The sequence below is a fragment of the Flectobacillus sp. genome (assembly GCF_049240685.1).
Lineage (GTDB): Bacteria > Bacteroidota > Bacteroidia > Cytophagales > Spirosomataceae > Flectobacillus.
Map to the genome: position 1 here is coordinate 1 of NZ_JBMLSD010000121.1, position 14,168 is coordinate 14,168.

Genomic DNA, 14,168 nt, shown 5'->3' on the forward strand with positions numbered 1-14,168 from the left:
TTGATAAAAAAATGGAACTAACCATCGAAGCAGATTTAAAAGAGAGAAGAAAATAGATAAAAGTGCCTAACTACTGGGCAAAACTGAATTTACTATTACTAGTTCAAGACTTAGTCTTGGACTTACTGTTTGAACAGTTTAAAACTGTTTTTTAAAATTGACTGACGAGATGATAACATGTGAAAGCTTCTTTTTTCTTTTGTCCAGTAATCAGTAAGTAAGATTTAATTACTTGACAAAACTAGAAAATGTGATTCGGTTGTTTAGACTTTTTGACTGAATTTTATAAAAAACAGTTTCAAACTGCTAAGAAAATGAGTCCAAGACTAAGTCTTGAACTAGTAAATCAAAGCAAACACTATTCTATTAAAAAACTATTACCATGCCAGAAAAACCAATAGACCATATCGATTTTGATACAATAAATTCAAAAGCAATCTCACAACCTTTAGTAAAACATATTTATACTGCTGACCCATCAGCGCATGTGTTCAACGGTAAAATTTATATTTATCCTTCACATGACATCGAAGCAGGTATTCCTTTTGACGATTTAGGAAGTCATTTTGCCATGGAAGATTACCATGTCATTTCTCTAGATAATCCCGACGCCGAAGCCGTAGATAATGGGGTGGCTTTGCATATCAATGATGTTCCTTGGGCTAAAAAACAAATGTGGGCACCCGATGCAGCGGAGAAAAATGGAAAGTATTACTTGTATTTCCCTGCAAAAAATCAGGATGAAATTTTCCAAATTGGTGTTGCGGTAAGCGACTCGCCTGTTGGCCCGTTTGTGGCACAACCAGAGCCTATCAAAAATAGCTACTCGATTGACCCTGCTGTTTTTGTGGATGATGATGGTTCGGCATATATGTATTTTGGGGGCATTTGGGGCGGACAATTACAGTCTTATCGCAACAATACTTTTAGCTCAGAAAACCTTGAACCTACGGCAAATGAAATTGCCTTAGGACCAAGAGTGGCCAAATTGACCGACGATATGCTGGAGTTTGCAGAAGAAGTTCAAGAGATTTTTATTTTGGACGAAAACGGAGAAAAACTGTTAGCTGGTGACAACGATCGCAGATTTTTTGAAGCCAGTTGGGTACACAAATATCAAGGAAAATACTATTTCTCTTACTCGACGGGAGATACACATTTCTTATGTTATGGCATTGGCGATAATCCTTATGGACCGTTTACCTACGCAGGACGAATTATGAACCCTGTAATTGGTTGGACAACACACCATTCTATTTGCGAATATGAGGGTAAATGGTATTTATTCTATCATGATTCTACCTTGTCAAAAGGCGTAACCCACTTGCGAAGTATCAAAATGACAGAGATTCATTATGATGAAAATGGATTGATTCAATTGATAGAACCGTATCAAATTTAACTTATCAGAGACGTCTATTCGGCGTCTCTATCGCTTTATTTACTATGAAAAAGTATTTTTTACTGATCACATTTTGTGTTTTTGCTTTTACTCTTAAAGCACAATTACGTTTGCCCAAATTGGTGAGTGATGGCATGATTCTGCAAAGACAAACTGCGCTCAAAATTTGGGGTTGGGACAATGAAGGTTCAAAAATTCAGGTAAAGTTTCAAAGTAAAACCTATAAAACCATTGCCTCAAAATCTGGTCGTTGGCAATTGACTTTACCAGCTTTTGAGGCTGGAGGTCCGTATCAAATGGAGGTGAGCGATACGAAAAACAAAATTACAATCAACGATATTTTGATTGGAGATGTATGGTTTTGTAGCGGTCAAAGTAACATGGTACATCAGCTCAATATCCATGATGTGACTTATGCCAAAGAAATTGCGGAGGCTAATTTTCCTCAGATTAGACAATTTTGGGTACCAACGTTAACCAATCTCGTTTCAGCACAAGAGGATATTCCTGCGGGACAATGGAAAAAGGCCGTGGGTGAGGAGGTAAGACCATTTTCAGCAGTAGCCTATTTTTTTGCGAAACAGCTTCATCAAAAATACCAGATTCCAATCGGTATTATCAACGCTAGCGTCGGCGGAACTCCGATTGAAGCTTGGATTAGCGAAGAAGGTTTGCCCGAAATACCCAATATGAAAGAACTGGTAAACAAAAACAAGGATACTGCCCGCATCAATGAAGTCAATCGCAAAAGTCAGGAATACAGTCGCTCGTTGCCACAACCAAGCGATGAAGGAATGACTGGTAAATGGTATGAAACGAATTATATTCCCAAGAATTGGAAAAATATCAATGTGCCAGGGTATTGGGAAGACCAAGGTATTCGCAACCTAGATGGTATTGTTTGGTATAGAAAAGAAATTGAGATTCCAACCTCGATGATTGGTAAAAATGCCAAAGTTTTTTTAGGAAGAATTGTCGATGCGGATGAGTTATATATCAATGGAAAAAAAGTGGGTTCAACAGGTTATATGTATCCCCAACGAAGATATGCCCTTGCTCCTGAGATACTAAAAGCAGGCAAAAATATCTTTGTCGTTCGAGTGACCAACAACGGCGGAAAGGGTGGTTTTGTACCAGATAAACCTTATTGTATTTTTACAGAAAAAGATACCGTTGATTTGAAAGGAACATGGCAATATAAAGTTGGAGCAGTATTTCAAAGACAATTTAATCCCAATGCTGTCTTTCCAATAAGTGCTCAAAATCAGCCAACTGCACTCTATAATGCTATGGTGGCACACGCTATTCCATACGCTATCAAAGGAATTTGTTGGTATCAGGGCGAGAGCAATGCAGGAAAACCTGCAGAATATGCGCAACTATTACCTGCTTTGATAAAAGATTGGCGACAAAAATGGAATAACCCAAGCTTACCATTTTTATATGTTCAATTACCTGGATTTATGGACTATGACTATCTTCCTTCCGAAAGCAATTGGGCAGTTTTGCGAGAATCACAAGCCAAAGCCTTGTCAGTACCGAATACTGCGATGACAGTTGCCATCGACCTTGGCGAATGGAATGATATTCACCCAGATAACAAGAAAGATGTGGGAGAACGACTAGCCTTAACGGCCTTAAAATTGGCATATCATGAAAATGTCATTCATTCAGGACCAAGTTTGCTTTCTTCCGAAATCAAGGATCATCAAATAATCTTGACTTTCGAGAATATAGGAAATGGACTCAAAACCAAGGACGGAGAACCTATTGGTGATTTAGCGATTGCAGGAGCAGATAAGAAATTTGTATGGGCAAAATCAAAAATTGAAGGTAATAAAGTAATTGTTTGGGCTGATGGTATTTCGAATCCAAAATTTATCAGATATGCGTGGGCAGATAACCCCGTAAATCCAAATTTAATCAACGCAGAAGGACTGCCAGCCTCGCCGTTTAGGACGGATAATTAGGGCGATTCAAATTGAGTGATTTGTGATTGAGTGCCTGAGTGATTAGGTTCAAATTTGTAGCTTGACTGTAGAGACGCAATGTTTGCGTCTCTGGTGCTTTACCTCCTTATCGAACTCTGCCTAGTCATTAATTCTGTTTCTAAGATAACTTGGTCTATTTTCGGAATACCATTGTTTTTACGAATATCGTCAAAATATACTCGTGCTGCTCTGATGCCTAATTCTTTGCTTTTTTGGTCAACAGAAGATAAAGAGGGATTCATAATAGCAGTAAAGGTTTCATTGGCAAAACCAAAAATACCCAAATCTTGTGGAACGCGAATACCCAATGATTCTGCCTTTTGCAAGACGGCAACTGACTGATGGTCCGATACCGTGAAAATGGCATCGGGTCTATTTTCATCTTGCAAAAGTTGTTCTATGACTTTAGTCACAACATTCAAATCAAAGACGTCGTCAAATAATAAGGGTGTTTTACTTGAAAAGGCAGAATCTTCCCAAGCTTGTAGAAATCCATCTCTACGTTGTTTGAAGGTTGTTAAATGTGTGGGGCCACCCAAAAAAGCGATTCGTTCATAACCTTGTCCAAAAAGACTTTGCATGACATCGTAAGCCGCTTTTTTGTTGTCGTTCAGTACTTTACAACTATTTAATTGGTCGAGATAACGGTCGATTTGAATTAGAGGGATATTATGCTGAGCAATGTTTTCCAGATGTTCGGTCGTTGTGGTTTCGGCAGCTACCGAGAGAATAATACAGTCTACATTTTGGCGTACCAAGGTGTCTACAGCCAAACATTCTCTTTGGAAAGATTCATGGGTTTGACAAATTATTAGGCTATAGTTATGTTCAAAGCAGATTTCTTCGATACCTGCGATGATTTCAGAAAAGAAGCTCTGATTGATATGAGGCACAATAACCCCAAGCGTTTTGGAAGAACCTTGACGCAAATTGGCAGCATGCGAATTAAGCTTAAAATTCAATTCTTTGGCTTTTTTCTTTACCGCAGCTACGACATCGGGATTAATGGAAGGATGTTCGTTTAGTGCTCTCGATACATACGATGCCGAAATACCCATGGCTCTTGCCAAATCATATATGGTTATTCTTCTTTGACTCATTCTATTAACAATAACAGGGTCTAGGACTGTCACAATACTTTCTCACCAAGTAAAGTTACGTTTTATGAATATCTACCTAACGCTTTTTTAAAATCAAACAATAAGATAATTAAATATATGAATAATAATATTTAAAAATGTTTGGTTTATCTTAAATCGATGGCTAAATTTGTCTTATTACCATTTTTAAAGCAAGTCCTAATTGACTTGCCTTTTATTTTACCTCTAAAAGTGTCAATTTGACACATTGTAAAGACGAATTATGTTTAAAAAAATTCTTACCTCTTTATTCCTATTTACTGGTCTTTGGGCTGTAGCTCAAAGCCGAAAAGCTCACAATCCCATCATTTTTGCCGATGTGCCCGACATGTCGATGATTCGGGTGGGCGATACCTATTACATGAGTAGTACTACCATGCACATGGTACCAAACGTGCCAATAATGAAATCTAAGGATTTGGTGAATTGGCAACTAGTGGGTTATCCTATTGATACCTTGGGGTCGATAGATGAACTTAATCTTCTCAATGGCAAAAGTACCTATGGCCGAGGTTCGTGGGCAAGTAGTTTACGTTTTCACAAAGGGACATATTACCTAACGACCTTTGCTCAAACGACCAATAAAACCTACGTTTTTACTACAAAGAACATAGAAAAAGGCCCTTGGAAAGTACATACTTTTTCTCCATCATTCCATGATCATACCTTATTTTTTGATGATGATAAAGTCTATTTAGTTTACGGAGGGGGAAAATTACACATTATCGAACTTAAAAGTGATGCCTCTGGAGTAAAGGATGGTGCGGTTTCACAGGTTTTGATAGAAAATGCTAGTGCACCTGCGGGCACAATAGGCTTGCCCTCGGAGGGTTCGCAGTTATTTAAAGTAAATGGGAAATACTATTTGTTTAATATTGCTTGGCCAAAAGGTGGTATGAGAACCGTAGTAGTGCATAGGGCAGATAAGTTGACTGGCCCTTGGGAAGGGAAAGTGGCATTTCAAGACAAAGGCGTTGCACAAGGAGGCTTGATTGACACACCAGATGGAAAATGGTTTTCTTATTTATTCAGGGATTATGGTGCAGTTGGTCGAATCCCTTATTTGGTGCCTGTAACATGGGAAAATGGCTGGCCAGTATTCGGTGAAAATGGCAAAGTTCCTAATACTCTCGATTTGCCTGCAAGTACTGGATTGATTCCACATTTGGTGAGTTCAGATGAATTTACTCGTAAAAACGGAGAGGCCTCTCTTCCTTTAGTCTGGCAATGGAACCACAATCCTGACCATAAACTATGGAGTTTGACTGAACGGAAAGGCTTTCTTCGTTTTAAAACTGCTCGCATAGATACTTCGTATTTATTGGCAAGGAATACATTAACTCAAAGAACCTTTGGCCCAACGTGCTCTGGCGTCACTTTATTGGATGTCTCAAAAATGAAAGAAGGTGATTTTGCTGGATTGAGTCTTTTGCAAAAATTATTTGGACAAGTAGGAGTTCAAGTAAAAAATGGTAAAAAGTCAATCGTGATGATTAGTGCCAATAGTGGAAAGCCCGTTGAAATTGAAAATGTAGCTATCATGCAGCATCAGGTATATTTAAAAGCTTCTTGTGACTTCACAGACTTGAAGGATACCGCAGAATTCTTCTATAGTTTTGATGGTAAAAATTGGATAAAGATAGGCGAGCCTCTCAAAATGAAGTATACTTTACCACATTTTATGGGTTATCGATTTGGCTTGTTCTATTATGCTACAAAAGAAATAGGAGGCATTGCCGATTTTGATTATTTCAGAATTAGTAAAGACCTGTAAAATATAAGTAAAATAAGAGTTTTGAGGCCTACAATTGAGGAATAGAGATTTTGAATTGGGAAATCTGATTTTAGTATAAAATATTGATAGCTATTTATACTCAAAATTCACAACTCATAATTCCTCATTCCTAACTAAGACAGTGTATTAATTATTTTGGATAGATAATGAAAAGTCAAGCTATGCTCCAAGAGTTTCTTGGAGCATACTTTTTTTAGAAAGGATTATAGATTCATTTTTAAATGAATAAAGTAAGTAGCAATCCAAATTTCCCAGTGGTTTGGGAAGAGCGTTCTCAAGGTATTCATCGATTTTTGAAGATGATTAGACACTGATTGTTTGTTAATATTCATCAAATCAGCTATTTCATCGTGACTAAGTCCTTGATAAAATTTTAGAAAAAGTACTTCTCTCTGGCGTTTGGGCAATAGCTCAAGGGCTTTTCTGACACGCTGCTCGTTCTGAGAATAGATTTCAGTCGAAATCCATTGATCTTCAATATTGGTTTCGTCTGCAATATTGACTTCCTCCGAGTCGACATCCATGCTAAATTCCTGCCACTTGTTTTTTCGCATCTGATAAAGTAAATTATTTCTAACTGCTCTTATCAAATAGATACTCATGACATTGATGGTACCAATAGTAGATCTTTTTTCCCAAAGTTGTAAAAACAAATCTTGAATGGCATCTTTAATCGCTTCCTTATCATTGGTAAAGTTTGTGGCGTAGTTAAACAGAAGTCGATAATGCGCTTCACAAAGCTGACTATACGCTGTTCTATCACCGAGTTGTGCCTGTTCCCAGAGCGACACATACAATTCGTTATTTTTCGATAAGGAGGACGACTTTACCATAAGATTGCTTAATTGATTAAGCAAATGTAACAAAAAAAATATTTAATGAAATATTTTTGTGAAAAAACTTTTCCCATTTTTTAAAATGAACTACCTGAGAGTTTTATTTTTAAAAAAATCTGTCTGAGGTTAATCGTTTAATATAAAGTTTAAGTCTTTCGAATAGGCTATATTTGTTTACTGGGAAGCTGTTTAATTTTTATTTAAAAAAAGTTTTCAAAAAAAGAGTATGACAAGAGTATTATTACATCTTTTGTTTGAATAATAGAAAAAGTGCAATAATTCCTATGCAAGATTATAGACAATATAGGCCAATAGATTTTATTTCGGATGAATCTTTCCGTGCATGGGTTTTAGAAAACTCGGAAGACGATGCCGCCTTTTGGGAACAATGGATGTTGCTGAATACAGACAAAAGAGCCGATATATTGGAAAGTAAAGGTATTTTGTTGTCGATATATAAAGCCTTTGAAAATGTAGGCGATACGGAGGTAAACTTCGAATTGGAGAGACTTAATGCACAATTGGATGAATCGGAAGCTCAGCAGAAAGTATTTCGCTGGCCTTGGCCTAAATTTTTTTATGCAGCTGCTTCTCTGTTGCTTGTTGTTGGATTTTTCTGGCTAAATCGAAGTCGTGAGGCCTCTCAACAAATTGAAAACCGTATTGCCTTGGCTCAAGGTACTACCCTAAAATGGATTACGAAGGAGAATACAACCGAGCAGCAAATGACGGTAAATTTGGAGGATGGTAGTACGATAATTTTACAGAAAAACAGTAAAATCTTATATCCAGAAAAATTTGAAAAAGAACAAAGAAAGGTCATTCTAATAGGGGAGGCATTTTTTGAGGTTGCTAAAAATCCATCAAGGCCATTTTTTGTTTTTGCTGACAAATTAGTCACGAAAGTGCTGGGAACGAGTTTTTTGATTCAAGCAAATGAGGCTGATAAAACGGTAAAAGTGGTTGTCAAAACTGGTAAGGTATCAGTTTTCGAAAATACAGAAAGTAATTTGGATGAACATACCAACCACAAAAAATTAGAAGGATTAGTACTTACACCAAATCAACAAGTGGTGTTTGATGAAACCGACAAAAGAATGGTTAGAAGTTTAGTAGACTCACCGAACCTGTTGAAGGTACCTATCCAAAATCAGGTGTTCGAATTTAATAATGTGCCAATTTCAGAGGTATTTAAAGCCTTAGAAAAAGCCTACGGCATCAATATAGTGTATGATGCTGAAGTGATGAAAAACTGTTATTTGACAGCCTCACTGGATGACGAACCGCTTTTTGAGAAACTCAACCTCATTTGTAAAACGCTTGATGCTAAATATGAACAAGTCGATGCGCAAATTGTGATTTACTCTAACGGTTGTTATTAAACGTTAAATTATTTTTTATTTTTCATAAAAGTAAACCTTATTATTATGTAAAAAACTCGGCTTTTAGCCAAAAAAAGAAGCGAAGGTGTTCCCGCACCCTCGCTTCAAGACTCCCTATCTTCTTTGGCAATGACGATTCACACTAAAAAGTGTGCTGGGGGAGTGTTTGCCGATTCGAAACGACAAATCAAACAAAAGTATGAAAAACAAAGTACTATTTCAAAAAACAATCCTAAAAGTCATGCGGATAAGTTTCTATCAGGTGCTTATTGCGATTATCTGTACAACTGTGGCCGAGGCGCGTGAAGGCGTGGCTCAAAGTGTACTCAATCAGAAACTCAGTGTTCAAAGCAATAATCAGTCAGTTGAGAGTATTTTACATAAATTGGAGAAGTTGTCGGACGTACGCTTTTTGTACAATCCTCAAATTTTCTCGGCTAATTCTACTGCTACAATTTCGGCTAAAAACGAGTCCTTGGATCTTGTTTTAAACCGTTTGCTTAAACCTTTAAGGGTTGATTATGAGATGGTTGGTAACAAAATTATCTTGAAAAAGAATATGATGTTGGCTACCATTTCTAATTTGGAAACTCGTATCAATACCCTAACTATTTTGGGTGATCAAACCATAAAAGGTAAAGTAACTGACGAAAATGGTCAGGCAATACCGGGAGCCAGTATCATTATCAAAGGCACTACCAAAGGAACTACCACCGACGAAAAAGGAGAATATAGCCTTGTAGTGGCCGAGACAGCTACCTTGATAATATCATCTGTGGGTTTTAACAAAAAGGAGGTAAATGTTTCAAAACGTGTACTTGTTAACGTTACTTTGGAATCTGACGTTAAATCACTAAACGAAGTTGTTGTGGTAGGTTATGGTACCGCCAAAAAGGCTACTTTGACAGGTTCAGTTGCGACGGTTTCGGCAGCAACCTTCAAAGATCGTGGTCCCGTATCAAGCCCTTTGGCGGCATTGCAAGGTCAGGTGGCAGGCGTGACTGTAACGCGTAACTCAGCACAATCGGGTCGTGAGGGCTGGAATTTTCAAATCCGTGGTGCTGCCTCTGTCAACTCTACCGAACCCTTGGTAATCGTAGACGGAGTGCCAGTTCCTTCGGTAGGGGCATTAAATTCATTTAACCCAAACGATATTGAAAATATTTCCTTCTTGAAAGACGGTTCAGCGGCGATATACGGTTCACGTGCTGCTGGAGGGGTAGTATTGATTACCACAAAACGAGGAAAATCAGGGAAGGTTGTAATTGATTATAATGGTTCGACTTCTATCAAAAAAGTAGGTTTGCTACCAAAATTAGTAGATATCAAAGGTTGGGCGCCATTGGTAAAAGAAGCTCGTGCTACTGATGGCTTTCCTGTGACAGATATATGGTTTAATTATGGTTCGGTAGCCGAAAAAGCCTTAGCCGCAGGAAAACAGTGGATGACAAAAGCAGAGTACGATGCTATGAGTGCGAATGGTGCCTCCTTGTTTGGAGATGTTAAAGATTTTACATTTTTCCCCGGAACAGAACAAGATATGCTTTGGGGCTCAGCTACCTCCACCGAGCACCAATTGAGTATATCAGGTTCTTCTGAAAAATCTGGATACCGAATTTCTCTAGGCTATTTAAAAGATGGAAGCTTACTACAAGTAGGAAATAACTACTCTGATAGATACAACGCACGATTTACTCATGATTATCAATTTTCTAAAAAATTAAAGTTAGAAACGAATATTTCTTACGAAATTCAGAATATTGTTCAGCCAACCTATCTTGGTGATGTTTTGAACAATGGTAATCAGCCCGGCAAACCATTAAGCGGTTTGGGTTTGACTGGTAGACCTTATGTTTGGGGTTCTGGACTTGGAAATGCTTCTGTAAATCAAATTGCCATTCAGGGTGGGGATAACAAGGAATACAACAACCGATTGAACTCGAATGTAAATTTGACTTATGCTTTTAATTCCAATCTGAGGGCTGTTGGTTATGCAGGTTTTTATCAACTAAATACTGATATTCGTACATTGGGTAATTCGATTGGGTGGTATGATTATACAGGAAATGTACTGATTTCGAATTTACCAACTAGAAGTTACTACCAACGTTCAACGCGTTTGGAAAATAATTACAACTTAAACGGATATTTGGAGTATGAAAAAGAAATTGCTCAAAATCAGACAATTAAGGCAGTTTTAGGTGCTCAGTATGAATTGTATCAACGAAATATTTATTTAGCAAAAACTTTTGATGTCTTAGCAAATGTTCCTCCTTCACTATCTCTGAGTGTTGGTGACCCTACTTCCAAAACTGTAACAGAAAGTCAAACGCATACAGCCTTGGCGGGTTATTTTGCTCGATTTAACTACAATTTTAACGATAAATATTTTGTAGAAGCCAATGCAAGATACGATGGTTCATCAAAGTTTAGAGCGCAAGATCGATGGAAATTGTTTTATGGTGTTTCAGGAGGATGGCGTTTAGGGCAAGAGGAATTTATCAAAGATTTGAATATTTTTGATGAGTTAAAATTAAGAGCTTCTTATGGCGTGATGGGTAATCAGAGTGGTATTAGTAATTATGATTATATCCAATTCTTGAATCTTGCGTATTCTACTAGTTCAACCGATGCCAGTTATCCAATTTTGGGTACTAGTCCAGTAGTTCGTGTGTCGCCAACGGGTACTTTGGTAGCTTATGACCGTACATGGGAAAAACTAGAAACTGAAAACATAGGTTTGGATTTTGGTATTTTGAAAAGACGTTTGTCAGGGTCTTTTGATTATTTCTGGAAACGCAATGGTAATATGTTGTTGAGTCGTACCTATTCGGCTGTGATGGGAGCGAGTGCACCAACAGGGAACAATGGTGACTTGAGTGTTTGGGGATGGGATTTCTCAATGAATTGGAGAGATAAGGTTGGTGAGCTTACCTACAATTTGGGCTTTAATATTTCGGACAGCCAAAATAAATTAGTCAATTTTGGTGGACAAAACCTTATCAGTAGTGCCAACCGTGGATTCAATTCTGCGGTGGAAGGATACCCTATCAACTCCTATTTTGGTTTGGTTTACGATGGTAGAATTCAAACACAAGAACAACTCGATAGTTATCGCAAATATATTACTGGAAACAACATTGGTATGCCTTCTGGAGTGGCTACGGCCCAAGCCAATAGCCGTTTGGCACTTGGAGACAACATGTTTAAAGACGTAAATGGCGATGGAAAAATTACTTTCCCAGAAGATGCAGTTTATCTTGGGACTGATAATCCACGTTATTCATACTCGGTAAATGGAGGTCTACAATTTAAGGGATTTGATTTCAGCTTTATCTTGCAAGGTGTGGGCAAACGTACGATTGTGCGCGATGGAAACTGGCGCATCCCTGCGGCGGTAATTTTCCAAGCCCAAAACGCAGCTTTCCTAGATCAGTGGTGGACAGCAGAAAGAACCAATGCCATTTTACCACGTATTTCGTCAACAGGTACCATCAATAACTATAACTATTTTCCATCTGATTGGGTGGCTGAGGATGGTTCATACCTACGTTTGAAAAACCTTGTAGTAGGGTACACTATTCCTAAATCAATTACGCAAAAAGCCAAAATAGAGCGCTTAAGGGTATATTTCTCAGGCAATGATTTGTATGAATTTTCTAAAATTCGTAATGGATGGGACCCAGAGGCTCCTCGAACTGTATCAAATGCAGGAGATTCAAACAACCTCAACGTAAGTACCACGAGCCAACGCTTTCCATTTTATCGTTATTTCACATTTGGGGTAAACTTAACTTTTTAGTAAGAGGATTTAGGAAAAATAAATGAATTAAGATTATGAAAATCAATAAGATATATATAAAAGCGGCTTTAGTTGGACTTTTGTTTACTACGGCCAGTTGTAATGACTTGGTGGATTTAAAGCCTATCAATGAAATTTCGGATGCCGATTATTGGAAAACTTCCGATCAGTTCAAACTGGCTGCCAACGAATTTTATACCTACTTGCGTAGCTTCTCGGATATCCTAAACGATTCACCTCACGCTGACCGTCGAGCCGACTTCGTTTTTGTGTCGGGCGGAAATGCTTTTAGTAATGGTACCAACACTATTCCGCTGTCTGATGGTAACTGGAATAGTGCCTATTCAAGAATTCGTGCAACTAATTACTTAATCGAAAAAGCAAGTACGTATGCACAACCAAATGATATTAAGCAGTTTGTAGCCGAGGCAAAGTTTTTTAGAGCTTATACGTACTTTGACTTATTGCAACAGTACGGAGAGGTACCATTGATTACTAAAACATTAACAACCACTTCGAGCGAGCTAAGCTCTCCTCAAAATTCTAGAGAAGAAATTGTTAATTTTATTATTCAAGATATCGAATCAGCCATTACAGATTTACCATTGGAATCTGCTATTGCATCAGCTGATAAAGGTAGAGTAAGTAAAGGTGCAGCACAGGCTTTTTTGGGTAGAGTTACCTTATATGAAGGTACTTGGCAAAAATTTAGAGGCAATACTGCCCGTGCCAATACATTGCTTGACAAATCTATCTCGAGTAATGACGAGGTAATGAAAAGCGCTTTGTATGAATTGTTCGCCCCAACGGCCTTGGGTGATTCGGCACAGAAATATATGTTTATCTTGGAAAATCAGCAGTCTAACCCAGCCAATATTACCAAGGCTGCCAACAAAGAATATATTTTGGCGAACAGATATGATTTTGCTAGTCGCCAAATTAGGTTAAACATTACCCATTCGACGCTCAACAATATCTATTGGGTGACACGCAAGTTTGCTACTCAATATCTTTGTCAGGATGGTTTACCCATTGATAAGTCACCTTTATTTAAAGGGTTTTCAACAACAACTTCTGAGTTCCAAAACCGAGACAATCGTATGCGCTTCAACCTGATGATGGATGGGAATTATTATTGGGATAACGAAAACCCAGGTGCACGGGTAACTTGGAGAGGTGATGCTACCGATATTGCTGGTTCAAGAGGCAGACATAGATCTAACTCCAACTCAGGTTATGCCAATCAGAAATGGGCTACCGAAAGACGTTTAGACGATAACCAAGAAGGGTATGATTTCCCTGTAATTCGTTATGCTGAGGTACTTTTGAACTATGCTGAGGCGGTGTATGAAAGAAATGGTTCTATTTCGGATGTCGACTTAAATCGTTCATTGAATCTGGTAAGAAATCGTGTAAACAAGACGATGCCAAGGTTAAGCAATGCATTCGTTTCGGCAAATGGCTTGGATATGCGTGCAGAAATTCGTCGTGAAAGAAATATCGAATTGTATTTTGAAGGCTTTAGAAGAGATGATTTGATTCGTTGGAAAACCGCTGAAACGGAGCTGCCGATGGATATTCAAGGGATTCAATGGACGGGTACAGCCTACGAAACTTATTGGACGGGTATTAGAAACAACATTTCGAATGGTATCTACCGAATCGAAACAGGCAGAAGATGGCAAGAGCGTAACTACCTTCTACCAATTCCATCACAACAAATTCAGCTAAATCCGAATTTGAAACAAAATGCAGGATGGTAATCTTAATTTATTGGATGACGTATAGGGTACAAAGTAAGACCCTATACGTTATTCCTAA

At 38.1% G+C, this 14,168-nt stretch carries 8 protein-coding genes; 6 read left to right on the top strand and 2 right to left on the bottom strand.

The genetic code is table 11. The annotated features are described in order from the left end of the window. Positions 1 to 382 precede the first annotated feature (382 nt). Positions 383 to 1,402: a glycoside hydrolase family 43 protein gene (locus ACOVQ4_RS05555; protein ID WP_421819660.1), complete on the top strand. Its 1,020-nt coding sequence runs from the start codon at positions 383 to 385 to the stop codon at positions 1,400 to 1,402. Between the two features lie 44 nt (positions 1,403 to 1,446). Beyond that, entirely contained in the window at positions 1,447 to 3,372 is a 1,926-nt protein-coding gene (locus ACOVQ4_RS05560) for a sialate O-acetylesterase (protein ID WP_421819661.1), read from the top strand. Between the two features lie 98 nt (positions 3,373 to 3,470). On the opposite strand, the gene ACOVQ4_RS05565 is transcribed toward ACOVQ4_RS05560, so the two are convergent. Next, positions 3,471 to 4,493, bottom strand: a complete 1,023-nt coding sequence (locus ACOVQ4_RS05565; RefSeq protein WP_421819662.1) for a LacI family DNA-binding transcriptional regulator — start codon at positions 4,491 to 4,493, stop codon at positions 3,471 to 3,473. A 262-nt stretch (positions 4,494 to 4,755) separates the two neighbouring features. Here ACOVQ4_RS05565 and ACOVQ4_RS05570 point away from each other — a divergent pair, with 262 nt between their 5' ends. Next, the gene (locus ACOVQ4_RS05570; protein ID WP_421819663.1) at positions 4,756 to 6,306 is read left to right on the top strand and encodes a glycoside hydrolase 43 family protein; all 1,551 of its coding nucleotides are present in this window, start codon (positions 4,756 to 4,758) and stop codon (positions 6,304 to 6,306) included. 224 nt (positions 6,307 to 6,530) lie between these two features. Here ACOVQ4_RS05570 and ACOVQ4_RS05575 read toward each other — a convergent pair whose 3' ends face one another. Then, positions 6,531 to 7,160: an RNA polymerase sigma factor gene (locus ACOVQ4_RS05575; RefSeq protein ID WP_421819664.1), complete on the bottom strand. Its 630-nt coding sequence runs from the start codon at positions 7,158 to 7,160 to the stop codon at positions 6,531 to 6,533. A gap of 287 nt (positions 7,161 to 7,447) precedes the next feature. Here ACOVQ4_RS05575 and ACOVQ4_RS05580 point away from each other — a divergent pair, with 287 nt between their 5' ends. The 3 genes from ACOVQ4_RS05580 to ACOVQ4_RS05590 all read left to right on the top strand — a co-directional run bounded on the left by ACOVQ4_RS05580 (position 7,448) and on the right by ACOVQ4_RS05590 (position 14,110). Continuing rightward, positions 7,448 to 8,545 (top strand): FecR family protein, encoded by a 1,098-nt coding sequence (locus ACOVQ4_RS05580; protein WP_421819665.1) that lies wholly within the window; start codon positions 7,448 to 7,450, stop codon positions 8,543 to 8,545. Between the two features lie 199 nt (positions 8,546 to 8,744). Continuing rightward, positions 8,745 to 12,347: a TonB-dependent receptor gene (locus ACOVQ4_RS05585; protein WP_421819666.1), complete on the top strand. Its 3,603-nt coding sequence runs from the start codon at positions 8,745 to 8,747 to the stop codon at positions 12,345 to 12,347. 35 nt (positions 12,348 to 12,382) lie between these two features. Further along, a complete protein-coding gene (locus ACOVQ4_RS05590) occupies positions 12,383 to 14,110 on the top strand; it encodes a RagB/SusD family nutrient uptake outer membrane protein (RefSeq protein WP_421819667.1) in 1,728 nt (575 codons plus the stop codon). Positions 14,111 to 14,168: the final 58 nt, after the last annotated feature.

Coding starts and splice junctions, on each gene's coding strand:
- ACOVQ4_RS05555 (WP_421819660.1), top strand. CDS start 383: ATGCCAGAAAAACCAATAGACCATATCGATTTTGATACAATAAATTCA.
- ACOVQ4_RS05560 (WP_421819661.1), top strand. CDS start 1,447: ATGAAAAAGTATTTTTTACTGATCACATTTTGTGTTTTTGCTTTTACT.
- ACOVQ4_RS05565 (WP_421819662.1), bottom strand. CDS start 4,493: ATGAGTCAAAGAAGAATAACCATATATGATTTGGCAAGAGCCATGGGT.
- ACOVQ4_RS05570 (WP_421819663.1), top strand. CDS start 4,756: ATGTTTAAAAAAATTCTTACCTCTTTATTCCTATTTACTGGTCTTTGG.
- ACOVQ4_RS05575 (WP_421819664.1), bottom strand. CDS start 7,160: ATGGTAAAGTCGTCCTCCTTATCGAAAAATAACGAATTGTATGTGTCG.
- ACOVQ4_RS05580 (WP_421819665.1), top strand. CDS start 7,448: ATGCAAGATTATAGACAATATAGGCCAATAGATTTTATTTCGGATGAA.
- ACOVQ4_RS05585 (WP_421819666.1), top strand. CDS start 8,745: ATGAAAAACAAAGTACTATTTCAAAAAACAATCCTAAAAGTCATGCGG.
- ACOVQ4_RS05590 (WP_421819667.1), top strand. CDS start 12,383: ATGAAAATCAATAAGATATATATAAAAGCGGCTTTAGTTGGACTTTTG.